The sequence below is a fragment of the Rhodanobacter sp. ANJX3 genome (genome assembly GCF_014200755.1).
Taxonomy (GTDB): domain Bacteria; phylum Pseudomonadota; class Gammaproteobacteria; order Xanthomonadales; family Rhodanobacteraceae; genus Rhodanobacter.
The window spans coordinates 646,367-670,987 of record NZ_JACHCM010000001.1 but is presented as its reverse complement, the minus strand read 5'-3'; the positions used below and the strand labels follow the sequence as shown (position 1 = coordinate 670,987).

Annotated in this window: 21 protein-coding genes; 9 read left to right on the top strand and 12 right to left on the bottom strand. The window is 60.2% G+C overall.

Annotation, left to right across the window (positions count from 1 at the left end; genetic code table 11):
- Positions 1 to 29: 29 nt before the first annotated feature.
- Both HDE76_RS02790 and HDE76_RS02785 read right to left on the bottom strand, forming a co-directional pair.
- On the bottom strand, positions 30 to 509 hold the full coding sequence (locus HDE76_RS02790) for a hypothetical protein (RefSeq protein WP_184505310.1): 480 nt from the start codon (positions 507 to 509) through the stop codon (positions 30 to 32).
- Positions 510 to 686: 177 nt separating this feature from the next.
- Positions 687 to 1,601 carry an SPFH domain-containing protein gene (locus HDE76_RS02785; protein WP_179476801.1) on the bottom strand — a complete coding sequence of 305 codons (915 nt, stop codon included), beginning with the start codon at positions 1,599 to 1,601 and terminating at the stop codon, positions 687 to 689.
- Between the two features lie 347 nt (positions 1,602 to 1,948).
- Between HDE76_RS02785 and HDE76_RS02780 the strand changes: the two genes are divergently transcribed.
- Positions 1,949 to 2,314 carry a response regulator gene (locus HDE76_RS02780; RefSeq protein WP_184505308.1) on the top strand — a complete coding sequence of 122 codons (366 nt, stop codon included), beginning with the start codon at positions 1,949 to 1,951 and terminating at the stop codon, positions 2,312 to 2,314.
- Positions 2,315 to 2,413: 99 nt separating this feature from the next.
- On the opposite strand, the gene HDE76_RS02775 is transcribed toward HDE76_RS02780, so the two are convergent.
- Positions 2,414 to 3,250 (bottom strand): alpha/beta hydrolase, encoded by an 837-nt coding sequence (locus tag HDE76_RS02775; protein WP_179476799.1) that lies wholly within the window; start codon positions 3,248 to 3,250, stop codon positions 2,414 to 2,416.
- Between the two features lie 142 nt (positions 3,251 to 3,392).
- Positions 3,393 to 3,905, bottom strand: coding sequence for a VOC family protein (locus HDE76_RS02770; protein ID WP_184505306.1), 513 nt, complete (start codon positions 3,903 to 3,905; stop codon positions 3,393 to 3,395).
- Between the two features lie 163 nt (positions 3,906 to 4,068).
- On the opposite strand from HDE76_RS02770, the gene HDE76_RS02765 reads away from it, so the two are divergent.
- Positions 4,069 to 4,845, top strand: coding sequence for a YdcF family protein (locus tag HDE76_RS02765; protein WP_184505304.1), 777 nt, complete (start codon positions 4,069 to 4,071; stop codon positions 4,843 to 4,845).
- Positions 4,846 to 4,876: 31 nt separating this feature from the next.
- Here HDE76_RS02765 and HDE76_RS02760 read toward each other — a convergent pair whose 3' ends face one another.
- Positions 4,877 to 6,307 carry an aldehyde dehydrogenase family protein gene (locus HDE76_RS02760; protein WP_179476796.1) on the bottom strand — a complete coding sequence of 477 codons (1,431 nt, stop codon included), beginning with the start codon at positions 6,305 to 6,307 and terminating at the stop codon, positions 4,877 to 4,879.
- Positions 6,308 to 6,476: 169 nt separating this feature from the next.
- Here HDE76_RS02760 and HDE76_RS02755 point away from each other — a divergent pair, with 169 nt between their 5' ends.
- Positions 6,477 to 7,247, top strand: a complete 771-nt coding sequence (locus HDE76_RS02755; RefSeq protein WP_179476795.1) for a slipin family protein — start codon at positions 6,477 to 6,479, stop codon at positions 7,245 to 7,247.
- A gap of 51 nt (positions 7,248 to 7,298) precedes the next feature.
- On the opposite strand, the gene xseA is transcribed toward HDE76_RS02755, so the two are convergent.
- From xseA to HDE76_RS02725, 6 genes are all read right to left on the bottom strand, one after another.
- The gene (gene xseA / locus HDE76_RS02750; protein WP_179476794.1) at positions 7,299 to 8,645 is read right to left on the bottom strand and encodes an exodeoxyribonuclease VII large subunit; all 1,347 of its coding nucleotides are present in this window, start codon (positions 8,643 to 8,645) and stop codon (positions 7,299 to 7,301) included.
- Between the two features lie 180 nt (positions 8,646 to 8,825).
- Positions 8,826 to 9,527 (bottom strand): PspA/IM30 family protein, encoded by a 702-nt coding sequence (locus HDE76_RS02745; protein WP_184505302.1) that lies wholly within the window; start codon positions 9,525 to 9,527, stop codon positions 8,826 to 8,828.
- 25 nt (positions 9,528 to 9,552) lie between these two features.
- Positions 9,553 to 10,374 carry a heavy metal-binding domain-containing protein gene (locus HDE76_RS02740; protein ID WP_179476792.1) on the bottom strand — a complete coding sequence of 274 codons (822 nt, stop codon included), beginning with the start codon at positions 10,372 to 10,374 and terminating at the stop codon, positions 9,553 to 9,555.
- The gene (locus HDE76_RS02735; protein ID WP_179476791.1) at positions 10,371 to 11,336 is read right to left on the bottom strand and encodes a heavy metal-binding domain-containing protein; all 966 of its coding nucleotides are present in this window, start codon (positions 11,334 to 11,336) and stop codon (positions 10,371 to 10,373) included. Before HDE76_RS02735 ends, HDE76_RS02740 begins: the two co-directional genes overlap by 4 nt.
- A 52-nt stretch (positions 11,337 to 11,388) precedes the next feature.
- Positions 11,389 to 11,943, bottom strand: a complete 555-nt coding sequence (locus HDE76_RS02730; protein WP_179476790.1) for a hypothetical protein — start codon at positions 11,941 to 11,943, stop codon at positions 11,389 to 11,391.
- Between the two features lie 148 nt (positions 11,944 to 12,091).
- Entirely contained in the window at positions 12,092 to 13,543 is a 1,452-nt protein-coding gene (locus HDE76_RS02725) for a phospholipase D-like domain-containing protein (RefSeq protein WP_179476789.1), read from the bottom strand.
- A gap of 115 nt (positions 13,544 to 13,658) precedes the next feature.
- Here HDE76_RS02725 and HDE76_RS02720 point away from each other — a divergent pair, with 115 nt between their 5' ends.
- Positions 13,659 to 15,611 carry an acetyl-CoA hydrolase/transferase C-terminal domain-containing protein gene (locus tag HDE76_RS02720; RefSeq protein WP_255481388.1) on the top strand — a complete coding sequence of 651 codons (1,953 nt, stop codon included), beginning with the start codon at positions 13,659 to 13,661 and terminating at the stop codon, positions 15,609 to 15,611.
- An 11-nt stretch (positions 15,612 to 15,622) separates the two neighbouring features.
- Here HDE76_RS02720 and HDE76_RS02715 read toward each other — a convergent pair whose 3' ends face one another.
- Positions 15,623 to 16,804: a GAF domain-containing sensor histidine kinase gene (locus tag HDE76_RS02715; RefSeq protein WP_255457549.1), complete on the bottom strand. Its 1,182-nt coding sequence runs from the start codon at positions 16,802 to 16,804 to the stop codon at positions 15,623 to 15,625.
- 181 nt (positions 16,805 to 16,985) lie between these two features.
- On the opposite strand from HDE76_RS02715, the gene ispG reads away from it, so the two are divergent.
- The 5 genes from ispG to HDE76_RS02690 form a co-directional block, all read left to right on the top strand.
- Positions 16,986 to 18,254: a flavodoxin-dependent (E)-4-hydroxy-3-methylbut-2-enyl-diphosphate synthase gene (gene ispG / locus HDE76_RS02710; protein ID WP_179476786.1), complete on the top strand. Its 1,269-nt coding sequence runs from the start codon at positions 16,986 to 16,988 to the stop codon at positions 18,252 to 18,254.
- 337 nt (positions 18,255 to 18,591) lie between these two features.
- Entirely contained in the window at positions 18,592 to 20,694 is a 2,103-nt protein-coding gene (locus HDE76_RS02705) for a type I secretion system permease/ATPase (RefSeq protein WP_343205651.1), read from the top strand.
- Between the two features lie 4 nt (positions 20,695 to 20,698).
- Positions 20,699 to 22,126 (top strand): HlyD family type I secretion periplasmic adaptor subunit, encoded by a 1,428-nt coding sequence (locus tag HDE76_RS02700; RefSeq protein WP_184505298.1) that lies wholly within the window; start codon positions 20,699 to 20,701, stop codon positions 22,124 to 22,126.
- 112 nt (positions 22,127 to 22,238) lie between these two features.
- Positions 22,239 to 22,895 (top strand): hypothetical protein, encoded by a 657-nt coding sequence (locus HDE76_RS02695; RefSeq protein ID WP_184505296.1) that lies wholly within the window; start codon positions 22,239 to 22,241, stop codon positions 22,893 to 22,895.
- Between the two features lie 137 nt (positions 22,896 to 23,032).
- Positions 23,033 to 24,621, top strand: a 1,589-nt coding sequence (locus HDE76_RS02690; RefSeq protein ID WP_184505294.1) for a hypothetical protein, incomplete at its 3' end; no start/stop codon positions are given.

Genomic DNA, 24,621 nt, shown 5'->3' with positions numbered 1-24,621 from the left:
TCTCTTGATCCCTGAAGAGGTTGGCACGGCTATGTCGATGGCGATGGCGAGATTCCCTTCGGCAGGCTCGTATCGATCCATTTGTCGATGAAAACCTCAATCGCCACGCGCTGAGGCACATCGATACCGGCCTCCCGCACAAAGGCCGCCGCTGACTTGACGAGCGACTGCCTCGCCACGTTGCCGGCTTGTCGCGTGGCGGCCTGCTTCTGCCGAAGCCCGACGATGTGCGGCGAGGGCTGCCCGGGTTTGGAGAATTTCTGGTATCGGCGAAGTTCGTCGGCGACCAGCGCGGTGTCGAACGTCGTCTGGAGTAAAGCTTTGCGGGCTTTCAGCAGCGCGATCAGCTCGTGGGCCGCCCGGGTCAGCGTGCCGCTTCCATCGGCGTTCAAAACTAGCGTCGTCAGCTGCGAAGGCAGTTGCACCTCGGCAGCGGGTGTCGGGGCATCGGCGAGACGCTCCAGATGGGCGAGAAATCCGCTTTGCGCAAAGGGCTGCAGTGTCGTCATGGGCGTATTTCATCAGGCTCGGATCGGAGGCATGGACGATACGCGTTAAACAGGCGCTAAGGGCATACGACATCGGGCGTCCGAACATGGCGCTGGGCGCCATCGCACCCACGCGGAGTAGCCTTGACCTCCTAGTTCCACTTTTGGCGAGCGCTAGAAGCGGGGTGATCACCATGCCTACTTCCCCACATCTCCTCCCTTCAAATCGATCATCGGGATCGAGCCGGCGCCGACGACCTGGGGCAGGATGCCGTTCCAGCGCTGCATACCGTAGAAGTGGACGTAGTCGGGGTTGGTTTTCAGCGCGTTGCCGACGGTGGCGATGGCCTTGGCCTGAGCGTCGGCCTGCAGCACGGTGGCCTGGGCTTCGCCGTTGGCGCTTTCGACCGCGGCCTGTGCTTCGGCGGAGGCGGTGACGGTTTTCTGCTGGCCTTCGAACTTTTTCTGCGCGACGGTGTTTTCCGCCTGCACCGCGAGGTTCTTGGCGCGCACGGCTTCCTCGATGGACTGGTCGAACACGGGCGAGTAGTGGATGCCGGTGAGCTGCACGTCGATGGTCTCCACGCCGAACAGTCGCAGCAGCGCTTCGCTGACGTCCTTGCGCATCTGCAGAGTGATCTGCGAGCGCTGGTCGGAAATGGTCAGCGTGTTGTAGCGTGCGAAGGCGGCCAGCGCGCGGTCGCGCACCACCGGCAGGATGGTGCCGTCGATATCGAAGGCGCCGGCGCGGCCGACGTGGTAAAGCAGGTTCATCACTGCGGCGCTGGGGATCTGATAAATGATGCTGACGTCGATGGTGACTTTCTGATTGTCGTTGGTATAGACGTCCAGCGCGTTGAGCGTGTAGACCGAGCGGCTGGTCTGAATGCGGTCGACGTTTTCGAAGAACGGCACCTTGAAGTGCATGCCGGTGGTCAGCGGCGCGGTCGTCATCGGTGTACCCCCGAGCCAACGCGTGCCGGCCTCCTCGCTGGGCGAGATGACGAAGACGCTGTTCAACAGAAGAACAATGACGATAACGACGATCAGAATCGCACCGACCGAAAATTTTCCGGCGGCGCCTGTGCCGCTGTTCAACAGCAGATTTTTCATGTGCTTTCCCTTTCCCCTGGCTATCGCTTGCGCAGATCGCGGCGAGGGTGGGGAGCGTACACCGGTGCCGATACGGGTAGCTAGCGAGGGCTGGCTGGTAGTCGCCAAGGGTTACTGACAGCATTACGGCGTCGCTTCAGCGTCGGCGCTGAGCGTTCCGCAAGAAAGCGCGTTCGTACGGGTTCGACTGCGGCAGCGAGATGCCTGCGCTGGCAAATTTTGTGAACGGCATGCGGGCCTTTCACCGCCGCGACACAGCGTCATCACCTAGGCGCGGCCATCTTATCGTCAAAGATGCTGTATTTTTTTGCGCCGCAGGAAATCGCGGACCGACGAGGAGGCTATCCATGACTTACAAACCGCGCGTACTGATGGTCGAAGATGAGGTGTTCATCGCGATGGTGCTGGACGACCTGCTTTCCGATGCGGGCTACGAAGTCCACGGCGTGACCAGCCTCGCCGAAGGGCTTCGGGTATCGAAGATCGACGGTTTCGACGCCGCCATTCTCGATGTAAACCTTGGTCGCGATCTGGTATTTCCCCTGGCGGAACAGTTGCGCGAGCAAGGCGTGCCGTTCGTATTTGCATCCGGGTACGGCAAGGAAGAGATACCGCAGGATTTTCACAACTACGAAACCCTGCTCAAGCCGTACGACTCGAAAACGATGTTGAAAGCTGTCGCCACGTTGCTGTGCGACCGCGAGAAGGTCTGAGCCATTCCATAGACCGACATTGGCCCGATACCAGTGACCAACGGATACGAAAAAGGCGCCTGCTTGGCGCCTTTTTCGTATCCGTAACGCTAACGGCAGCTAGGCACCGAGAAACGCCAGCAGATCGTGGTTGAGCTGATCCTTGTGCGTGATGTACAGCCCGTGTGGAGCGCCGTCATAGGCTTTGAATGTGGCAGAAGGAAGCAGTTTGGCGGTGCGTTCACCGCTGGTCTCGAACGGTACGGTCTTGTCGCTCTTGCCGTGGACGATCAAGGTAGGAACGTCGATCTTTTTCAGGTCGTCGCGGAAATCGGTTTCGCTGAACGAACGCACGCAGTCGAGCGTAGCTTTCAGCGACGCGCGCAGCGCCAGCGACTGGTTCCAGTCCAGCACGGCCGAACTCACGGCGTGGTGCAGGGCACTGACGCCGAAAAAGCCCTTGGCGAAGCTTTCCAAAAAATCTGGACGGTCCTTGGTGATGCCTTCGACCATGCCGTCGAATACGCTTTTGTCCACGCCATCCGGGTTGTTGTCGGTCTTCAGCATGAACGGCGTTACTGCGCTGATGAAGGCCACCTTGCTGACACGCTCGCCGCCATGCCGGCTCATATAGCGAGCGATTTCGCCGCCGCCCATCGAAAAGCCCACGAGCGTGACGCCGGTGAGGTCGAGCCCCACCAGCAAGCCTTTCAGATCGTCGGCCAGCGTGTCGTAGTCGTAGCCGTCCCACGGTTTGGACGACTCGCCGAAACCGCGGCGGTCGTAGCTGATGACGCGAAAACCCTTGCCGGCCAGAGCCAGGATCTGGTTTTCCCACATCTGCTGGCTGACCGGCCAGCCGTGGATCAACACCACCGGCGCGCCGCTGCCGACGTCTTCGTAGAAAAGCTCGACCGGCTTGCCGCTTCGGTCCTGATTGACTTGGATGGTGGTCATCGAATGCTACCTATATCGGGGAGGGGACACTCTTGATATCAGCGCATCGATGAAAAACGTGGCAATGAAAACCGCGTGAGTCAACGCTCAAGAGCGACGCCGCTCTTGAGCGCTACATGGCGTGCCTATGACCGACTGCTGCCTATTGCACGGCTACGCGGGACGTCGGCGCGGATTCCAGCAGATCGTCGTCCTTCATCCGGCTGACCAGACGCAGCGGCTGGCCCCATGGCGTAAGAAAAGTCACGGCAAGCTTGCCCGCGTCCTGGCCGGTGGTCAGACGGATCGGCGATCCCACCAGATGGACGTGATTGGCGCGCAGCCAGCTGGCGACGGCAGGCGCATCGTCGGCGTCGAGCGTGAGCGTCGGTGAAGCCCCGATCGCACGCGGCGCGGGATGTGTGGAGACCTGAGTGATTTCGACCGTGGTGTCGCGTCCGCAGGCCATCAGCGAAGCGGCGGCGGATGCCGTATCGCCACCGTCGCTGATGACGCTGCAGTTCATCACGTCGCGGAAAAACGTGACAGCCTGGGGCAGGTTGGGAACCTGCACGGCGACATAGTCGCCCGAGTCATGAGTCGCATGGACCAGCGCGGGTAGCGTAGCAACGGTCAGCAATAGCGCGGCAAAGAGGTGCAGCAGTGGCTTGTTCACGACAGGCGTCCGGTGGAGTGACAGCAACGTGGTCACGGCAGGTCGGTCGTTCAATAGGCCGATCGTCACCAGTGTGTTTCCTGCAAGGAACGATCCGGCGCGGCGTCCCGTGCCGACAGACGACCGGCTGCGCTACTCTGCAGGCGCCGCTCCGGACTACCTCATGTCGCTCTCCCTGCTTGGATTGCTTGTGCTTTTTTCGTTCGCCGCCGGTCGCGCGGGATGGCGCTGGTTGGCCCGTAGCATCGGCGTGATCGCCCTGGCGTTGTTTCTGGCCGTGGCCTGCGGGCCGGTGCCGGCATGGCTGCTGGGTCATTTGCAACGGGAGTATTCCGCCACGCCTTTCGTGCACTGGTCACCGCGCAATGTGATCGTGCTGCTCGGCGCGGGCACGGCACGTATCGACGATGACGGCCCATTGCGTCCGACGTTGTTCGCCAACGGCCGCATCCTCGAAGCCGTCACGCTTTATCGCAGCTGCAAGCTTTCGGGTGGCCAGTGCCTGATTTTCGTCAGCGGCGGCGATGCGCAGCACCACGGCACCGCGGAGTCCACCGTCTACGCCGGTATATTGGCCAAGCTGGGTGTGGCGCCACAGGACATCCAAACCGAAACGCAGAGCACCAACACGTTCGACAACGCGCGCTATAGCCGCGGCTTGATGCTGGTCTGCGATCCGCAGACGCTGGTGCTGGTGACCTCGGGCGCGCATCTGCGTCGCAGCCTGCTGTATTTCCAGCATTTCGGCATGAGGCCCATCCCTGCCAGTGGCGATGTGGTATCGGCGACGCTGGGTTTCTGGCCGCAGGCGGCGAATCTCGAACTCTGCGACCTGGCTCTGCACGAATACATCGGCGTGGCGCAGTTTCATGTCTACGAGGCGCTGGGATGGAACACCATGCCGGTACGCGGGCCGATGAAACCCAGCGGCCGGGCATGACTTTAGCTGACGGCCAGTCGGCGCCGCAGGCTCAACGCTCGCGCATCACCATCAACCGCATTTCGGTCATGTCCTCGATCGCATAGCGCACGCCTTCGCGGCCCAGGCCGGAAAGCTTCACGCCGCCGTAGGGCATGTTGTCCACGCGAAAGCTGGGAATATCGTTGACCACCACGCCGCCCTGTTCCAGCTCGTTCCAGGCGCGCATGGCGTGCGCCAGGCTATCGGTGAAGATGCCGGCCTGCAGGCCGAAGTCGGAGTCGTTGACCATCGCGATGGCGTCATCGAATTGGCTGAAGCGGGTGAGCAGGGCGAACGGGCCGAACGCTTCCATCCGGTTGGCCTTGGCGTCGTGCGGCACGTTTTCCATCAGCGTGGCGTCGAGCATGTTGCCGTTGCGCTTGCCGCCGCACAGCAGCTTGCCGCCGGCCTTGCGGGCCTCCTCGATCCAGCCGTACAGGCGCTCGGCCGCTGCCACGTCGATCATCGGGCCGAGAAAGGTGTCCTTGCGTTTCGGATCGCCGGCCTTGAGCTTTTTCACGGCAGCGACCAGCTTCTTTTTCAGCGCGTCGTAGATGTCGTCGTGCGCGATGATGCGCTGCACGCCGATGCAGCTCTGGCCCGACTGATAAAACGCGCCGAACACCAGCCGCTCGACCACGTAGTCCAGTTTCGGCCCCTGGTCCGCGTCGACGATGCACGCTGCGTTGCCGCCGAGTTCCAGCGTCACTTTTTTGTGGCCGGCGCGCGCCTTGATGTCCCAGCCGATCTGGCCGCCGGTGAAGGACAGCAGCTTGAAGCGCTCGTCCTCGACCAGCGCATTGGCGTGCTTACCGTCGAGCGTGAGAATCGAGAACGCCCCTTTGGGCAGATCGGTTTCGGCCAGCACTTCCCCGATGATCAGCGCGCCGATCGGCGTTTTCTCCGAGGGCTTCAGGACGAACGGGCAGCCGGCCGCAATTGCCGGCGCCACCTTGTGCGCGACCAGATTCAGCGGAAAATTGAACGGACTGATCAGCGAGACCGGCCCCAGCGGTACGCGCCGCGTATAGCCGTGGTAACCGTCCAGTCGACTGGCCAGCTCGAGGTTCAAGGTTTCGCCATTGGTACGCACGGATTCCTCCGCGGCGATCTGGAACGTTTCGATCAGGCGAGTGACTTCGCCGGCGGCATCCTTGATCGGCTTGCCGGCCTCGATGCACAGCGCTTCGGCCAACTCGTCGCGGCGCTCGGCAAAGCGCTTCGCGCAATGCTGCAAGACCGCTTGACGCGCCCACGGCTTGAAATCGCGCATCGGTCTGGTGGCCTTCACCGCGGCCACGATCGCCTTTTCGGTCGCCTTGGCGTTCGGTACCGCCACGCGGGTGGCGACCTCACCCGTGTACTTGTCCAGCACCTCGAGATCGGTGTTCGGCTGCTGCGGCTGGTTGGCAAGGTAGTAGGGATAGGTTTTTTTGAGCATGGCGGGAGTCCTGCGACCGATAGTTCGCAAAGGATAGAAGAGCGGCATGTTCAGCGATCGTGAGATGCGATAAGCCCGCCAGTGGCCGTCATCGGTCGAAGGCGTTGTCGGCATAGGGCAGGCGTACAATGGCGGTCTGCAACTTCCTCATGTCGTGGGTGCAACGTCCATGTCTCTGCTGATACCGATCGTCTTTATCGCTTTTCTATTTATTTCCGGCCTGCGGGTTCTGCAGCAGTATCAGCGCGGCTTGGTGTTTCGGCTCGGCAAGTATCAGACCACCAAGGGGCCGGGTCTGACCTGGATCATTCCGGTAGTGGACCGCATGCAGATGATCGATATGCGCGTGGTCACGCAGGACATCGAGCCGCAGGAAACCATGACCAACGACAACGTGCCGGTGAAGGTGCGCGCGGTCGTCTGGTACAAGGTGATCAACCCCGAGCGCGCGATCATCGAGGTGGCCAACTTCGAGGACGCTGTGCGCCAGACGGCGCTCACCAGCCTGCGCAGCGTGATGGGTCAGCACTCGCTGGACGAGTTGCTGAAGGAGCAGGAAAAGCTTTCCAGCATGCTGGGCGACATCATCGACAAGGTCACCGAGCCGTGGGGCGTGATGGTCGATCGCGTGCAGATCAAGGACGTGGAAATTCCTCAGTCGATGCAGCGCGCGATGGCGCAGGAAGCGGAGGCTCATCGCGAAAAGCGCGCTCGCATCATCAAGGCCGAAGCCGAGCACGATGCTGCGCTTATGCTCACCGAAGCGGCCACCAAGATGGGCCAGACGCCGATGGCGATGGAGCTGCGCCGCATGCAGATGCTCACCGAGGTTGGCGCCGAACAGAACACTATGACCATCGTGATGATGCCGTCGGAGTTTGTCAGCGCGGCCAGTGCGCTGGTGCGGCTGGCGGACAAGGCCACGGACGCCCCGGGCTAGTCAAAGCTCGGGCTAGCCGAGACGCTTATGCGCAGGCAGTGTCAGGTCTGATCAGTCGTCGGTGACCTTGACGCGCAGCTCGCCATCGGCAAGCCGCGCGGTCAGTCGATCGCCCGGTTGGGTGGCGGCGACCGAGCGAAGCACATGCCCGGTGTCGTCGAACACGATCGCGTAGCCGCGCTCAAGCGTGGCCAGTGGACTGATCGCGTGCAGCGCGCGAGCGATATGGCGGATGGACGTCTGTTTGCGCTCCAGCGTGAGCGCCATGGCGCGACGCAAACGCTGATCCTGTTCGGCCAACCGGCGCGCCAGCAGCGGCAGCCTTGTGCGCGGATGCTGCGCTAGCAAGCGGTTGTGCAGTCGTTCGAGTCGCGTATGGCGCTGCTGGCTCTGTTCGCGCAGCACCGCGGTGAGCCGGCTCTGCAAATGGATCAGCCGCTCGCGATCGCGGGCCAGGCGCGCCTGCGGACGCTGTGCCTGCAGTCGAGCCAGCAAATGATCGACACGCTGCGAATGCGCCTGCAGTTTGCGCTGTTGCAGCGTCAGCAGGCGCTGCTGCAGCTGCTGCAGATGCCGGGCAACCGCCACGGCATCGGGCACCAGCAGCTCGGCCGCGGCCGAGGGCGTGGGTGCGCGCAGGTCGGCAACGAAGTCGGCGATGCTGAAGTCGATTTCATGGCCGACGGCCGACACGACGGGCACGGCGCTGGCATGGATGGCGCGCGCGACGGCTTCGTCGTTGAACGCCCAGAGGTCTTCCAGCGAACCGCCGCCACGGGTCAGCAGCAGCACGTCGTAGCGCTGGCTGGCGGAGGCTTTCTTCAGCATTTTCACGATGGCCGGGGGGGCGTCGCGGCCCTGCACAGGCACGGGCAACACCTCGACGTCAGCGAGCGGCCAGCGCCGGGCCAGCACGCTGAGCACATCGCGCACCGCCGCGCCGGTGGCCGAGGTGATCACGCCGATGCGCCGGGCGTAGCGCGGCAGCGGACGCTTGCGCGCAGGCGCGAACAGGCCTTCGGCATCGAGCCGCGCCTTGAGCTGCTCGAATTCGCGCTGCAGCGCGCCTTCGCCCGCTGGCTCCATCGACTCGGCAACCAGCTGAAACTCGCCGCGGGGCTCGTACAGGCCGACCTTTGCGCGCAGCAGCACCTGCATGCCGTCGACCGGACGAAAGCGCAGCGACGCACTTTTCGGTTTGAACATCGCGCAGCGCACCTGCGCGCCGCTGTCCTTCAGGGTGAAGTACAGATGCCCCGATGCCGGCCTGGCGACGTTCGACAGCTCGCCCTCGATCCATACGAACGGAAACACGTCGCCCAGTAAGTCACGCACCAGCCGGTTCAGCGTGCTGGGTGTGAGAATCGATTTGGCGCTTTTTTCTTCAGGTACAAACATGGGAGAGCGAGCCTACCATGCGTGCGCTTGAAGAAATGAACGATTGCGGGCGGTCGCGTTAAGTTGGCGAGAGGTGCGATATTGCCGTGCCGGTGTCGATGGGATCGTCCGGCACGGCCGATATGGGCAGGCCCGTTGCGCATTGGGCCGTCGAAAGAGCTCTTGCCCGTCTTGCTCTACTCAGGATTTGCCGAGCTCTGCCTTGAGCTTTTCCAATTCGGCATCCACGGCATTGTTGCTGCGCAGGGTCTGAAGCTCTTTTTCCACATTGCTTCGATGATCCAGCGGATCGTTGAGCACCCCCGACTGCAGCAGTCCGTCCATAGCTTCCGCCTTGGCCTGCATGCCGTTGACCTTGTCTTCGGCACGGCGCATCGCGTCGGTCACATTACCCAGGCGATTGCCGATGCCGGTGAGCGACTCGGTGACCTTGACCTGCGCCTGCGCGGCGGCGTAGCTGCTTTTCATCACGTCTTTCTGGGTGCGGAACTGCTCGATGCGATTTTCCAGCGTGCTTTGGTAGTCGATCAGCTTCTTCGCCTGCGCGGAGATGTTTTCATGCGCCTTGTTCAGTGTCACTTGTTTCTCCAGCGCCGCCTGCCGCTGCGCCAGGGCGGCCTTGGCAAGGTCTTCGCGAGATGACTGTAGCGCCAGTCGCGCATTGTCCTGCGCGGTGTCGGCTTCCTGCTGGATCTGGGCGATCTGTCGTTCGAGCAGCTTTTGCTCGGTCACCACGTCAGCCAGGTGATGCTTGGTTTCCTGCAGGCCAGTGATCATTTTTTCATAGGACAGATCGAGGGTCTCGTTGGGATCCTCCATCTTGTCCAGCAGCTTGTTGGTCTTGGCATGCAGCAAATCAGCCATGCGTTCGAAGATGCTCATCGGTGTTCTCCGGATGTGACGGGCGTTAATTGTTGACGGACAGAACCAGTTGCGGGTCCGGGATGGTCGATGCATCCAGCTCTTTCGAAATGGGCACGACGGCGGTACCAACGGCAAAAAATTCGATGATGTGCGGCTGCCAGTTGTGCGAGCCCTCGTGCAGGTCGACTCCCACCACGCCTTCAGCTTCCGCCTCAATGGCTTCGTGCTGCATGCGCTCCATGGCGATCTCCCTCGCGTCGTACAGCGCTTGCGAAAAATTGATCAGCTCCACGTTGTTGCCGGCGTTGCCGAGCGTCTTGAACATGCCCTGGTGGGCTACGTGATACACGCACGATCCCATCACCATTTCCAGCGGGCGATAGCCTGCCTGCAGCAAGGTCCAGAAATCCTGGCCGGAAAGATCCGAGGTGAACGGCTGGCCCTTGGGTCCCTTGAATCCGCCATGGCCCTTCGCGTGCACCACACCGGTGCCGATGGCCATGAACTCCAGCACATCACTGTCCCACTCTAGCCGCTTCACCGTGAGATCGACGCCGACAATGCCGTCGGCGCCCATGCTCTTGGCTTCCTCGCGCATGCGCGTCATGGCGAGTTCGCGCGCCTCATACATCGCTTGCGATAGCACATCCATTTCCTGATTCTTGCTCCAGCGTCCGTACTGTACGCCCAGGTGGTAGATGCAGGTGCCAACGCAAAGTCCGACTGGCTCGAAGCCCGCCTTGCGCACCAGCAGGAACTCATTGACCGAGAAATCGGAGGTGAAGATGCCGCCCGAATGCCCCTCGCTGCGCAACCCCTTGAGTCGCTCCAGCGCGTGCTGCGGAATGGTGTTGGTATCGGTCATATCGAGCCTTCTTCCTCATTGGTGGCGTATACGTTGTGTCCGTTCGGTGCTGCATTGAGCAGCGGCGATTCGCCGTCGCACATGTCGACCACAGGTCGGATCGCGTGATGGAAGGAATCCATGCTTTTACAGTCGACGACGGTGCCGACCACGATATGGCGCCCGAGATAGCTGCGGTTCCGTTCATCGCCTGCTTCGACCAGTTGCCCGAAATGCGTGTGCGCAAGAATGCCGTTGCCCATCGATCGGGCGCTATTGCGCAGATCCTGCATCGCTCGGCGTCGCACGCTTTCCCAAAAGTGCCCCAGTTGCGTCAGCGGCTGGTTATACCAACTCGCCTGGCCGGCTAGGCTGCGGTTCCACGAGTTCAACCACTCGTAGTGCGCGCCGATGGCGATGCCGGCAGGAACGATGTCGGCCTCCAGCAGACGCACGAATTCAAGCGCGTCGACGGTAGCCACGATGGGATTGGGACTGGGCGGCAGATCCTTGACACGCACCGCGGTGCCGATGACGGTGAAATCCATGCTCGCTTCGAACTCCATGCTGATCTTTCGCATGCGTACGTCGACGATGGCATTTGCTCCGGCCGCGGCGGCTTCCATCTGCATGCGCTTGATCGCCGTCTGCCATCCGGCGGCGTGTCCCTTGGTCCAGGAAAAACCGTAGTGATACCAACACGTGCCCGAAACCAACGCAATGGGTTGCATGCCATGGCTGCGAGCTGTCAGGAGCTCGACCGGCGTCATGGTGGCAAGCCATGGCGTTTTGCCAGTGGCGGCGGCGGTTAGGCGATCCTTGACGAATGGCGGCAACTGCTTTTTCTGCAGCGCTTCTTCCCATTGCACCAGGCGCTCCGCATCGCTGAGTCCAGCGTCGTGCTGTGTCCTTCCATCACTTCCGGAAAGCGCAGGATCGTGGCGGTTATCGCGCGGACTTTTGAACCGATCAAACCAGGACATCCAGATCTCCGGTGAGGCCTATTGTGAATTTTTCTGAGCTTTGCTGCCGAAATCAGGACATCAGAAAGTCATGCAGCACGTTTTGTGCGGAGCCGCTGTGAGTGGCGAGTGCTTCTACGTCCATGCCAAGTGACTCAAGCCAAGCCGGTACTTCCATCGGCTCGTTCTTTAACGTCACGCCGCGCACGACCTTGCTTCGTTCGGCCGAAAGACGGCCGGCCTGAAAGCTCAGTGCATAACGATGATTCACTGTTTCGATGGAAACGTTCACGACATGGCTCTGTTTCGAAAACAGGCCATCTTTTTTTCGTTGCACAACGGTCTGCGAGGGGAGGGCGCTTTCCATGCGCACGGCGAAGGCTTCTATGAAGGCGCGAAGGTCGCTTTCTGACCGGCGAAAACCTGCTGCGCTCAAATCAAAATCGTTGGGGCCGCTCAAAGCGATATCTTCCTTGGACCACGGTTGCGAAAACCGGCTCATAACTTCGGCCGTGCAAAGCCCGGAAACGTTCCAGTCTCGTTGGAGGGCTTGGCGAATGTGGGGAATCCTAAACCAGCCGGCGACCGTTTCGCACGCTAAAAATTTAAGCGAAAGAAATTGCGTCATTTATGGTTCGGGCGATCATTCAAGTTGCTGTATTTGCTATGACTTATCCGAAGATGTCCGAGTTTGAGTGCGCCGAGGCGGAATTTATCGCGATAAAGCTCGTTGGCGAATGAGCTATCTGCTTACGCTTGCTTTGGACCGATTGGAGTCAATCGATCTGCGGTCGGCGACGCGCACGAATACGCCAGCCGCGAACCCCCAGATTGAGAGCGAACCAGGCGGCCAATACAGCGAATGGCCACGCTATACAGGCTGGCCACAAGATGGCAATCACCATCAACATCGCCAGCCCCAATGTCCCCAGGAGCATCGGCCCGATCGAGGCATCGCCGAGCACGCGGCGATTGGTCAGCACGGCGCCGACGCTGTTGGCGATGCGCAGTGCGCCAACCGCGGCGCGGCTGGAGCTGCCGCCGCCGTGGCGTACGCGCGGCGGCCGCGTTTCGCTGCTGCGTACTTTTTCGGTGGTGTGGCGACGGTGCTGGCGGGGCACCAGCACGATCTCGGTGGCGTTATCCAGATCGCGCTCGTATTGCGCGGCGAGCTGGCCGGCGAAGGTTTCGTCCTCTACCGCCACGTCGATTTCGTGATTGCTCAGCCAGCTGGCGATATTGAGATTGGACGACCCCACGCGCGCCCACTGGCCGTCGGCGACGGCGGTTTTGGCGTGCAGCATCGAGCCGTTCCATTCGAAGACGCGGATGCCGGCCTTCAGCAGCGGCCGGTAGCCGGCGCGCGACATGCCGGCTACGATCGGGATATCGCTGCTGCCAGGCACAAGCAGGCGCACGTCGACGCCGTCGCGCGCAGCCGAAACCAGCGCCTGCACATAGGGCGACACGCCGACAAAGTACGCATCGGTGAGCCACAGCGTTTTGGTCGCCATGGCGGCGATCAGCTGATCGAGCCGATACATGCTGGCGCTGGCTGGTTGCGTGGCGATGATGCGCACGTCCGTGGAGCCGACCGGATCGATCGGATCAGCCACGGCGGAAAACGCCGGTAGTGCAGGGCTGACCACGCCGCTCCAGCTCTGTTGAAACGCGGCCTCGATTTCCGCCACGGCGGGGCCGCGTATGGCCACGCCGGTATCGCGCCACGGCGGCACGTTGCGCGAAGCGTCGCCCAGCCACTTCGCGCTGATGCACACGCCGGAGAGAAAGCCCTGCACGCCGTCCACCACCAGCAGCTTGCGGTGATCGCGGCTGAGCCAGCCGAACGATTCGCCCAGCTGCGGCGGGTTGAACAAGTGCACATGCCCGCCGGCCGCGCGCAGCGGATTCCAGAACGAGGAGCGCGACTGGCCCAGGCAGCCGGCCCAGTCGGTGATCACGGCGACCATCACGCCGGCTTTCGCTCGCTCGGTCAGCGCGTCGCGAAATTCGCGGCCGACCGCGTCGTCGCGGATGATGTAGTTCTCCAGCAGCACGCGCCGGGTGGCGCCGCGGATCGCCTCGAGCCAGGCCTCGTAGTGCGCGGCGGCGTCGATCAGCAGTTCGACCGCGTTGCCGGTGATCAGTGGCGCGCCGGCCGCGCGGCTGAGCGCCTGCTGCGCCAGCAGGCGGTGCGTTGGTGAGGCGATGAGTGGCTTGACGGTCATGCCGCGAGTCTAGGCCATGCTTCGTCAATGTCGTGCGTCCGAAGCCGGCGGCGTTTGGTCAGGCCGCGTTTGCTGGCGTGGCTTAATCATCGACGCGTCTGGCATGATTTGGCCCATGCCGATTGAGCACTGTTATACCGACACCGAGGCGTGCGCCAAGCACGTTAGCGATCGTGTCGGCGTCGATCTTCGCGTGGCGGCGCCGCTTGGTCTGGGCAAACCGCATGGTTTGCTCAACGCGTTATACAAGCACACCGCCAACGACAGGTCGCGTTCGATGCGGCTGTTTACCGCGCTGTCGCTGACGCGGCCGCAGCCCAAGCCGGGGCTGGAGGCGCGTTTTCTGAAGCCGTTTCTCGAGCGGCATTTCGGCGCCGATCAGGTCGACCCGCAGTACGCGCTGGATCAGGCGCGCGACGCGGTGCCGTCGAATATCGAGGTGCACGAGTTCTACATGCAGTCCGGCGCGCTGCTGCACTCGGGTTCGGCGCAGCGGCAGTACATCAGTCAGAACTATACACACGTGGCGCGCGACCTCGCGTTGCAGGACATCAACGTGATCGTGCAGCTGGTGGCGCGGCGCGAGGGGCCGGACGGCGTGCACTACAGCCTGTCGTGCAATCCCGATCTCACGCTCGACCTTCTGCAACAGATCGAGGCCGCCGGCAAGCCGCGACCGTTGTGTGTGGCCGTGGTGCATCCCGACTTGCCGTACATGAGCGGCATGGCGCAGGTGGCGGACGATTTTTTCGACGTCGAGCTGCGGCCGGCATGCTCGCCCAGGCTGTTCGCGCTGCCGCGCCTGCCGGTCGATACGGCCGAATACGCGCTCGGCCTGCACGCCAGCGCGATGGTGAAGGACGGCGGCTGCCTGCAGATCGGTATCGGCGCACTGTCCGATGCGCTGGTCAAAGGCCTGCTGCTGCGCCAGCAGGAAAACGAGCAGTGGCAGCGCGCGCTGGCAGCATTGGATATCACCGGCAGTACGCGGGCGATGGCGGAACGCATCGGTGGCCTGGCGCCGTTCGCGCAAGGCCTTTATGGCGCCAGCGAAATGGTGCTCGACGGTTTCATGCATCTGCAGCGTGCCGGTGTGCTCAAGCGCCGCAGCTGGGACAATCTCGCACTGGAGCGCGCGTCGGCCCAGGGGCGGCTCAACCCGGCAACGCCGGGCGGTCACTATCTGCGCGGGGCGTTTTTTCTGGGCACGCGCGAGCTGTACGAATGGCTCGCCGAAACCGAACGCGTCGATCCCGATGCGATCGACATGTGCCCGGTGTCCAACGTCAATCATCTGTACGGCGATCATCAGGCGCTGGCGAGCTTGCAGCGGCGCGGCGCGCGTTTCTTCAACACCTGCATGATGGCGACACTGCTCGGCGCCGCGGTTTCGGAGACGCTCGACAACGGCAGCGTGGTCAGCGGCGTCGGGGGGCAGTACAACTTTGTGGCCATGGCGCACGAACTGCCGGACGGCCGTTCGGCGCTGCTGCTGCGTGCCACGCGTCAAAGCGGCGCGGGCGTGGAAAGCAATATCCGCTGGAACTACGCGCAGGCGACGATTCCGCGGCATCTGCGCGATCTGTACATCACCGAATACGGCGTCGCCGACCTGCGCGGCAAGACCGACAGCGAATGCATCGCGGCGATGCTGTCGATCAGCGACGCGCGCTTTCTGGACGCGCTGTGCGCGCAGGCCAAAGCGCAGCGCAAGCTGCCGCTCGACTTTGCGATACCCGACGCGTGGCGGCGCAATACGCCGGAGCATCTGCACGAAGCGCTGGCGCCGTTTCAACGCAACGGCCTGCTGCCGCCGTTCCCGTTCGGCAGCGACTTCACCGATATCGAACTGCGCCTGCTCGACGGCCTGAACTGGCTGAAATCATCGCAGGCGAGCTGGCGCGGTCGTTTACAGCTGCTGCGCGCGGCGTTGAATCCGGGCGAGGCCGTGCCCGAGGAGCCGGCTGCGCTGGCGCGGATGCAGCTGGAACATCCGCAGACCTTGGCCGAACGCGTGGAGCGACGGCTGCTGCTGGCGGCAATGCGGCGGAAATCGTCGCCTGGCTGATGGACCCCGAATCAAGCCCGCGGCATTTCCACCGAAAACCGGCTGCCGCGGCCGGGCGCCGACGCCACGCGCACTTGATGACCGAGCGATTCGGCGGTGCTGCGCACGATCCACAGGCCCAGGCCGAGGCCTTCGCTGTGCGGATCGACCTGGTGAAACGCGCCGAACATGTCGCCGGTTTGCCGCTCGTCCATGCCCAGGCCGGTGTCGATGATCTCCACCACCGCGCGATCGCCGCGACGGCGGCAGCCGACCAGCACCGAGCCTTTCTCGGTGTACTTCACCGCGTTGGCCAGCAGGTTGCCGAGCAGGGTGGACAGCAAGGCCGGGTGGCTGCACACGCGCAGCCGCGTCGGCACGTAGCGCAGGCGCAGGCCCTTGGCTGACGCCGCCTCTCGCCAGAGTTCCAGCAGCGGTGCCAGCACGTCGGCCAGCGCTACGTCGGTCTGATCCGGGGCGACCAGTGCGCCTTCGGTACCGGCCATCGCCGCCAGCTGGGAGAATTCGCGATCGATGCGCGCCAGCGCTTCGGTCGCCACATTCAGCGGCGCGCCCTGCTCGGGCGTCAGCGTGCGCTGCACCTTGCGGATGGCGTACGAAGCGGTGCGCACCGGCGTTTTCAGATCGTGGCCTGCGATCGCCATCAGCTGGCGCCGGTAGTGGTTCGACTCCTGCGATTGGGCCAGCAGCTGGCGCAGTTCGATCTGTGCCATGGTTTGTCGCGCCAGCGCCTGCAGTGCGTCGGCCTGTGCCGCCGTGAGTTTGCGCGGTTGGCTGTCCAGCACACAGACCGTGCCCAGCGGGACACCGTCGGCGGTGTGTAGCGGTGCGCCTGCATAGAAACGCAGGTTGGGCTCGCCGGTGACCAGCGGGTTGTGGACGAAGCGGGCGTCGGCCAGGGTGTCCGGCACCACGAACAGGCCGTCTTGTTGAATGGCGTGCGCGCAGATCGAGCTGCCGATGGGTGTTTCGCTGACGCCCAGGCCCACCTCGCTCTTGAACCACTGACGGTTCTGCTCGACCAAGCTGATCAGCGCCATGGGCGTGCCGCAGATCAGCGCCGCCAGCCGGGTAATGTCGTCGAAGGCCGCCTCGCGCGCCGTATCCAGAATCTGATAACGGCGCAAAGTGGCCAGCCGATGGAGTTCGGCGGACCGGGCGGGCGGCGCTGGCTGCACCGTCGAGTCCGACATGGCGGACGGTTCAAGTGGGGTCATGGGCAACGGTGGCAGATAGGGAAAGGTATCGGCTCACGAGCCGCATCATTTTGCGCAGCTTAAGCGACTGTCTTGCTGCTGTCTTGGTGCATACGGAGCATCGGGTATTCTTAAGGCTTATCGCGCGATGTTGCGCCTGTGCTTGCCGGTTACCTTTATGAGCCCCGAATCCCCCTACCAGCCGCGCCCGGCCGAATCCGCGCCCCGCCGCCCCAGCGTCAGCGTCCAGATCGGCAAGATCATCGTTGGCGGCGGCGCGCCGATCGTCGTGCAGTCGATGACCAATACCGACACCGAGGACCCGATCAGCACGGCCAAGCAGATCGCCGAGCTGGCCCGCGCCGGCTCCGAGCTGGTGCGCATCACGGTCAATACGCCTGCCGCCGCCGCCGCGGTGCCGCGCATTGCCGACCGTCTGGCGATGATGGGCGTGGACGTGCCGATCATCGGCGACTTCCACTACAACGGTCACCAGCTGCTGGAGAGCGAACCGGCCTGCGCCGAGGTGCTGGCCAAGTACCGCATCAACCCTGGCAACGTCGGTTTCGGCAAGAAGAAGGACAACCAGTTCGCCGCGATCATCGAAAAGGCGATCGAGTACAAAAAGCCCGTGCGCATCGGCGCCAACTGGGGCTCGCTCGACCAGAGCATGGTCGCCACCCTGATGGACGAAAACGCCAAACGCGCCGAACCGTGGGATGCCTCGCACGTGGCGCGCGAGGCGTTGATCCGTTCGGCGCTGGACTCCGCCGCGCGGGCCGAGGAACTCGGCCTGGCACGCGATCGCATCATCCTGTCGTGCAAGGTTTCCGGCGTGCAGGAGCTGATCGCGGTGTATCGCGATCTGGCCGCACGCTGCAATTACGCCCTGCATCTGGGTCTGACCGAGGCCGGCATGGGCTCCAAGGGCATTACCGCATCCAGCGCGGCGCTGGCCGTACTGCTGCAGGAAGGTATCGGCGACACCATCCGCATCTCGCTCACGCCCGAGCCGGGCGGTGCGCGCACCGGTGAAGTGATCGTGGCGCAGGAACTGCTGCAGACCATGGGCTTGCGCTCGTTCACGCCGCTCGTTACCGCATGCCCGGGCTGCGGCCGCACGACGAGCGAGTTTTTCCAGGAGCTGGCCAAGACCGTGCAGGAGCACGTGCGCGAGCAGATGCCGCTGTGGCGCATCAAATACGACGGCGTGGAAAACCTCACGCTGGCGGTGATGGGCTGCATCGTCAACGGCCCGGGCGAATCCAAGCACGCGAACATCGGCATCTCGCTGCCCGGCAACGGCGAATCGCCGGCCGCGCCGGTGTTTATCGACGGCGAAAAGGCGATGACCCTGCGCGGCGACAATATCGCCAGCGAGTTTGTCGGCATTCTGGACGATTACGTGGCACGTAAATACGCGGTGCGCGATACGCATTCGTCTTGATCCATCAGCGGGATGTTTTTTCTTTCGTCGAAACTTCATCTCTCAACAACCTCGTATCCTCGATTCGCTCGCTTTTGCCTTTGGTGAGACTCATTCGGTTTCTAATTTCAGTCTCAAGAGAATTAAGGCAAAAGCGAAACTTCTTAGCGCAAAAACGTGCTTGTTGACCGCGCGTATTCGTCTGGCTAATGATCCGCGCCGGGGACCTCACGGACTGATGGCATGGCGCAGGGAATCGCTCATGGTTTGAGCTTTCTGAAAAAAGCTCACGCAGGTGAATAGTCATATTCACGCTGATACGGGAAACGACAGTTTTGCTGAGGCGAGTGTCGCTGAGATAGACAGCGGGCTTGCGTGCCTTGCCCTGATTGCGCGATTCCACGGTATTGCGTTTAATCCCGCGCAGATAGCCCACGAGTTTCAGGAGCCTGGTCGTTCCTTTGGGCGTGATCTCATTCTTTTGGCCGCTAGAAAAATCGGCCTCAAAGCCAAAGCTGTGCGATCGTCACCGACGCGTATCGCCCATTTGGCTCTACCTGCCGTTGTTATCGATCACGCCGGCCATGCGTATGTGATCGCACGTGCCAACGATCAGAAAGTCTTGATCCAAGATCCGCGTCATGCGGCGCCACAGCTGCTTTCTCCGGCTGAAGTCGAAGAGCGCTGGTCCGGCGAAGTGCTGCTTTTTACTTCGCGCGCGTCGCTGGCGGGTGAGTTGTCACGCTTTGATTTCAGCTGGTTCATTCCGGCGGTGGTCAAGTATCGCAAGCTGCTTGGCGAGATCTTGGTGATCTCGTTTTTCCTGCAGATGCTTGGGCTTGTTACCCCTCTCTTTTTTCAAGTCGTGATGGATAAGGTGCTGGTCCATCATGGGCTAACCACGCTGGATGTCATTGCCGTCGGTTTGCTGATCTGCATGACTTTTGAATCGATACTTAGTGGTTTGCGCACCTACGTATTTGCGCACACTACAAGCCGTATCGATGTAGAACTTGGTGCGCGCTTGTTTCGCCATCTTTTAGCACTGCCGCTGGCCTACTTTCAGGCGCGCCGTGTCGGTGATTCCGTAGCGCGAGTCCGCGAGCTGGAAAATATCCGAAGCTTTTTGACTGGCAATGCCATTACGCTAGTGATGGACGTGCTGTTTTCGTTTGTATTTATCGCGGTGATGTGTTGCTACAGCGGTTGGCTCACGTTGGCAGTGGTTGCTTCGTTACCGCTTTACGCGTTCTTGTCCGTGGTTTTAACCCCCGCTCTACGTGCGAAGCTTCGTGACAAGTTCAATCGTGGCGCCGAGAACCAGGCCTTTCTGGTCGAGACCATCAGCGGCATCGATACCGTCAAGGCGATGGCGGTAGAACCGCAAACCACGCGGCGTTGGGACAACCAGCTGGCAGGCTATGTGGAATCCGGCTTTCGCACCACGGCGCTCGGTACGGTTGCGCGGGAAGGCGTCAATTACGTCGGCAAATTGGTCACCGTAGTCACTATCTGGGTGGGGGCGCGTTTAGTCATCGATGGCAGCATGACGGTGGGCCAGCTGATCGCCTTCAATATGCTCGCCAGTCGCGTGGCGCAACCGATCATGCGCATAGCCCAGTTATGGACGGATTTCCAGCAAACCGGTATCTCCATGCAGCGGCTGGGTGACATTTTGAACGCGCCCACTGAGTCGGCCAACAGCAATCGAAGCGCGTTGCCAAGGCTAAAAGGCAGCGTCGAACTCGATAACGTCAGCTTCCGGTATCGCCCGGGTATGCCCGAAGTGCTGAGCGGCGTGAGTCTCGTCGTACAGCCAGGTGAGGTGATCGGCATTGTCGGCCGCTCCGGTTCTGGCAAAAGCACGCTGACGAAACTTATCCAACGCCTGTACGTTCCCGAACGCGGCCGCGTACTGGTGGATGGCGTGGACCTGGCGATGGTCGACGTGTCATCGCTACGTCGGCAGATCGGCGTGGTGTTGCAGGACAACATTCTCTTCAACCGGACGCTTCGCGAAAATATCGCGCTGGTAGACTCCGGTGCGCCGCTGGAAGCCGTCATCGCGGCCGCCAAACTTGCCGGCGCGCACGATTTTATTCTCGATCTTCCCGAAGCCTACGACACCATGGTGGGCGAGCATGGCTCGACGCTATCAGGCGGGCAGCGGCAGCGGGTAGCCATCGCGCGTGCGCTGATGAACAACCCGCGCATCCTGATTTTCGATGAAGCCACCAGTGCGTTGGATTATGAATCCGAACGTATTATCCAGGCCAATATGCGTTCCATCTGTCAGGGGCGAACGGTAATCATCATCGCGCACCGCCTCTCTGCGGTGCGCGATGCGAACCGCATCATCGTGATGGATCGCGGCTGCATTGTGGAGCAGGGGTCGCATACCGAGTTACTCGTTCATCAGTTGGGCCATTACGCCCGATTGCATCAACTTCAGCACGGGTGAAGCCATGAGCCTGCGTCAGCAAGCTTTAAGCGATTTGCGGGAACGTTACACGCAGGTATTCAAGGCCTCGTGGCGCCTACGCACCGAACTCGATACGGTGCCGCGTATGCGGCATGAAAACGAGTTTCAGCCGGCCGCACTGGCCTTGCGCGATACGCCGATGCATCCGGCGCCGCGCGTTGCAATGTTTGTCATTGCGGCACTATTGACCGTGGCTCTTGCCTGGGCCTGCTTCGGCAGCCTCGATATCGTGGCCACCGCCAAAGGCAAAATCGTACCTACGGGCGAAGTGAAGACGATCCAGTCGCAGGATACCGCGGTAGTGACGGCCATCCATGTCGTCGACGGACAACAGGTCAAGCGTGGTCAGCCCCTGCTTGACCTGGATGCCACCGATGCGCAGACCAACGCCGTCCATGCGCAATCCGACCTCAGCGCGACCCGTATCGAAGCGTTACGCGGTCGCGCGATGCTCGATGCAATCGACAAGGGTCACGAGCCGGTGTTGGGCCAAGATAACGACTTGGATCGAGCTACGGCGGAGGCAGAGCGCCATGTATTGGAAGGCGAGTATGCCGATTACCTCAGTACCGTGCAGGAAATGGGCGCCGATATCGCACAGAACGCAGCCACCTTGCATGAAATCGATGCGCAGATTCGAAAGCTCGCCGACACCTTGCCCATCGAACAAAAAAAGGAAAAGGACTTTGCCGGCCTGATCGTCAACGGCGACGTCGGCCTGCACGACTATTACAACGAACAGCAGGCTGTCATCCAGATACAGCAAGATCTCTCGGCCGAACGCGCCAAACTGGCGGAAGCCGAGGCAACGCTCGATGCATCCCAGCGCAAACGCGAGGCTTATATAGCGCAGACGCGTCGTACCTGGCTGGAAAAAATCCACGATGACGATGCTAAGGCGGCCGGTCTTGTCCAAGACCTGACCAAGGCGCAGCAGCGTGGCCGGCTTATGCGCCTACTAGCGCCGGTGGATGGCACCGTGCAGCAACTCGCCGTCCATACCGTGGGCGGCGTCGTGACTCCTGCGCAGGTGATCATGACGCTGGTGCCCGATCAAGGTCCGCTGATGGTGGAAGTCACCATAGACAACCAGGACATCGGTTTCATCAAGAATGGCCAGATCGCTGAGGTAAAAGTGGAAACCTTCCCGTTCACCCGCTACGGCACGCTGCACGGCACCGTCGTGCAGGTATCCAACGATGCCAAGCAGGACGATGCCGACAAAAAGAGCTGGGTGTTCACCGCTCAGCTGGCGCTGTCGCAGAACACCATGCAGATCGAGGATCGGGAAATTCGCCTAACGCCGGGTATGACCGTGACCGCGGAAATCAAGACCGGGCGGCGGCGGATTATTGGCTATTTGCTCAGTCCGTTGATGCAGCATGCGAGGGAGAGTCTGCATGAGCGGTGAAGTGGTTTGTGAAACCGAATGTCGAAGATGTTTCAAGGCTAGTACATGTTATGGAATGAGTGATTCCGTTAAACAATCAACATGGCGATTATAGAAATAATGAGGATAAAAGATGAAATTGATACGCGATGGCTTGTTCTTTCTAATCAGCTTGGCAATGTTAGTAATAAGCGTGTGCCCTGCGGTTGGCCATGAAGAAATTTCAATGGCGTTGAATGATCAAGTGGCTCGGATGAAGGCAAATCCACCCTACACCGGACCGGAGCTTTGGGGCAAGGTTATGACATTGATTGGTCGCAAAGATGGATTCATAACGGCTTCCGATGTCGATGCGGTGATGGGGATGAAATTAGAAAGATTTAAAGACTTTCCAGATGGTGGGCACAGTGATTATTTTCCACGTTATCCTGTGTCTTTTAGTTATATGTATAAAGTAAGTAAACCATCTGCAGGAAAAGACGGCGCGGCCAGTGCAGCATCGACATTCCGAGTTGATTGGCCCTTTATGTCCGACGATAAAAAAGAGCAATGTGTACGAGCAGATGTGGCATTTGGGGATGTCGTCAAGTCAGGCTGGGAGGTTCATCATGAAAAGCCAGATGGCATAACAGAATTCGCTGATCCCAATCACATTACGTTCGTGAAAAAAGGTGCGCATATCGCTTTGGCGTATACAGGGACATACAATCAGTCGAAATATCGCGAATCTGTAAAGCCTGAAGACGGCTGCATCACTTTCATTCAAATCGATGGGAATCTTGAAAAATAAATGTTAACGCGGTTGGTATGCTTCAGATATGAGGCGCAAGGCAAATAAGGTAGGTCGCTCCTCCGTTTGTCTACAACCAGGCATTATTTTATCTAATTAAATATAAATAATTTTCCCAAATACTCAGGTAGATATTTATGTCAATTAATGTTCAAGATATCAATGCGATGTCCGAGGCTGGCCCCAATGATGCAGCTCCTGCGACGACGCCTCCATCGATACCTCCCAATAATCCAGCGTTTAATGATGACGTCAATAAGATGTTTGGCGCTCTTCAATCAGCGATGTCTGGGAATATTACTTTGGTGAACGATTTCAATACTATTTATAACGATTTACTTTCTTCGCCAACAGCTATCAATGAAATCAATCAGTCTCAGTCGCAAAATTTGCTGAAATCTTTTACTTACGACACTAACTACTCCAATCCTCCCGGATCGACTCTTAACTATAACTCTGGTGCTTACGACCCGTTGAGCGACTCGATGATTCTTGGCTCGAACTTTGTGGCGAACCAGCTTTTTTCGCAAGCAGTACAATCAAACGCTCAATTGCAAAGCGAGGACATCGCATCTTTTTTTGGTCACGAAATGCAGCACGCGTTAGATGCGCCTGGCATTGCAAATGCCGATAGCCAATTTGCAGCTGCCGCTTCATCTGAGGCAGGGAATGCATCGGAGCTTGATTCCATTATCGAAGATAATGTTACTGCAAACCTGGGCGATGAGGGTTCAGCGGCGATTAGCGGTTTTAATTCTGCGGTGGATATTGCAGCGGCAGCAAACGGTGGTCAAGTAAATCAGATTGTCATTAATTCGGCTATTAATAATTACGGATATCTTTCAACAGTAGAAAGTATCATCTATAATTCGGATGGAAGTATAAATTACGGAGCCTTTGATGCGAATGGTCATATCGCTTCAAGCGATCAGAATATTCAGGCTGCCGGTGCTTCGTTCGCTTCCTTGCAGCCTTCTGGGTATCCCAGTGACGTTACTTATCTTGACAAGGATACGGCATATGATCTTAATGTGGCAGAGCAAGAATCAAATAATCATACGGTTAGCATAAATACTAGCGATCTTGAGTTGAATAACCCTAGTCCGTCTTCTGGTAACAGTAACTTGTTAACTACTGACGACGTTATGCAACAGTTGGTCGATGCGGGATTTAACTGTGGTGGAATGACGTCATGTGCGATAAGTAACGCTGCAGATAGTTCAACAACTTTTTTTAGTTTTAGTTCTTCTGGAGTTTTCCAAGGATACGGCGTTGTAGATGGACTCAGTCCTCTTAGTTCTACAAATGCCAACAATTTTTTTCAATCGAACCAATCTGACGATCAGATTGATGCTGACGTATCGAATGCTGATCTTTATTTTAATAATGACTTGACGCCTTCAATAAATATTAATGGTGTCGATGATGAGGTATCTGTCAATCAGGATTCTTTGACCATACAAGGCAACAACAACACCGTCACCGCCACAGGCGGTACGATCGACGCTGCTTCGGGTGATACTGGTGAAACATTCAACCTAACTGACAACAGCGGCAGCGACGTCACGTTTGGCGGTTACTCGAGCGGCGCGGTCAACGGTGCCGGCGCGAGCGTCAACCTCGGCTACGGCGCGTCGGTAAACTGGAACCTGGACGCCAACGGCAGCGATGCGGCAGCGGGAAGCACCGACGCGCTCAGCGGTTACTACAGCAACGCGACGATCAA

Bases quoted from the DNA above. Each gene is read 5' to 3' on its own strand.
- HDE76_RS02790 (WP_184505310.1), bottom strand. From the start codon at position 509: ATGACGACACTGCAGCCCTTTGCGCAAAGCGGATTTCTCGCCCATCTG.
- HDE76_RS02785 (WP_179476801.1), bottom strand. From the start codon at position 1,601: ATGAAAAATCTGCTGTTGAACAGCGGCACAGGCGCCGCCGGAAAATTT.
- HDE76_RS02780 (WP_184505308.1), top strand. From the start codon at position 1,949: ATGACTTACAAACCGCGCGTACTGATGGTCGAAGATGAGGTGTTCATC.
- HDE76_RS02775 (WP_179476799.1), bottom strand. From the start codon at position 3,250: ATGACCACCATCCAAGTCAATCAGGACCGAAGCGGCAAGCCGGTCGAG.
- HDE76_RS02765 (WP_184505304.1), top strand. From the start codon at position 4,069: ATGTCGCTCTCCCTGCTTGGATTGCTTGTGCTTTTTTCGTTCGCCGCC.
- HDE76_RS02760 (WP_179476796.1), bottom strand. From the start codon at position 6,307: ATGCTCAAAAAAACCTATCCCTACTACCTTGCCAACCAGCCGCAGCAG.
- HDE76_RS02755 (WP_179476795.1), top strand. From the start codon at position 6,477: ATGTCTCTGCTGATACCGATCGTCTTTATCGCTTTTCTATTTATTTCC.
- xseA (WP_179476794.1), bottom strand. From the start codon at position 8,645: ATGTTTGTACCTGAAGAAAAAAGCGCCAAATCGATTCTCACACCCAGC.
- HDE76_RS02745 (WP_184505302.1), bottom strand. From the start codon at position 9,527: ATGAGCATCTTCGAACGCATGGCTGATTTGCTGCATGCCAAGACCAAC.
- HDE76_RS02740 (WP_179476792.1), bottom strand. From the start codon at position 10,374: ATGACCGATACCAACACCATTCCGCAGCACGCGCTGGAGCGACTCAAG.
- HDE76_RS02735 (WP_179476791.1), bottom strand. From the start codon at position 11,336: ATGTCCTGGTTTGATCGGTTCAAAAGTCCGCGCGATAACCGCCACGAT.
- HDE76_RS02730 (WP_179476790.1), bottom strand. From the start codon at position 11,943: ATGACGCAATTTCTTTCGCTTAAATTTTTAGCGTGCGAAACGGTCGCC.
- HDE76_RS02725 (WP_179476789.1), bottom strand. From the start codon at position 13,543: ATGACCGTCAAGCCACTCATCGCCTCACCAACGCACCGCCTGCTGGCG.
- HDE76_RS02720 (WP_255481388.1), top strand. From the start codon at position 13,659: ATGCCGATTGAGCACTGTTATACCGACACCGAGGCGTGCGCCAAGCAC.
- HDE76_RS02715 (WP_255457549.1), bottom strand. From the start codon at position 16,804: ATGTCGGACTCGACGGTGCAGCCAGCGCCGCCCGCCCGGTCCGCCGAA.
- ispG (WP_179476786.1), top strand. From the start codon at position 16,986: ATGAGCCCCGAATCCCCCTACCAGCCGCGCCCGGCCGAATCCGCGCCC.
- HDE76_RS02700 (WP_184505298.1), top strand. From the start codon at position 20,699: ATGAGCCTGCGTCAGCAAGCTTTAAGCGATTTGCGGGAACGTTACACG.
- HDE76_RS02695 (WP_184505296.1), top strand. From the start codon at position 22,239: ATGAAATTGATACGCGATGGCTTGTTCTTTCTAATCAGCTTGGCAATG.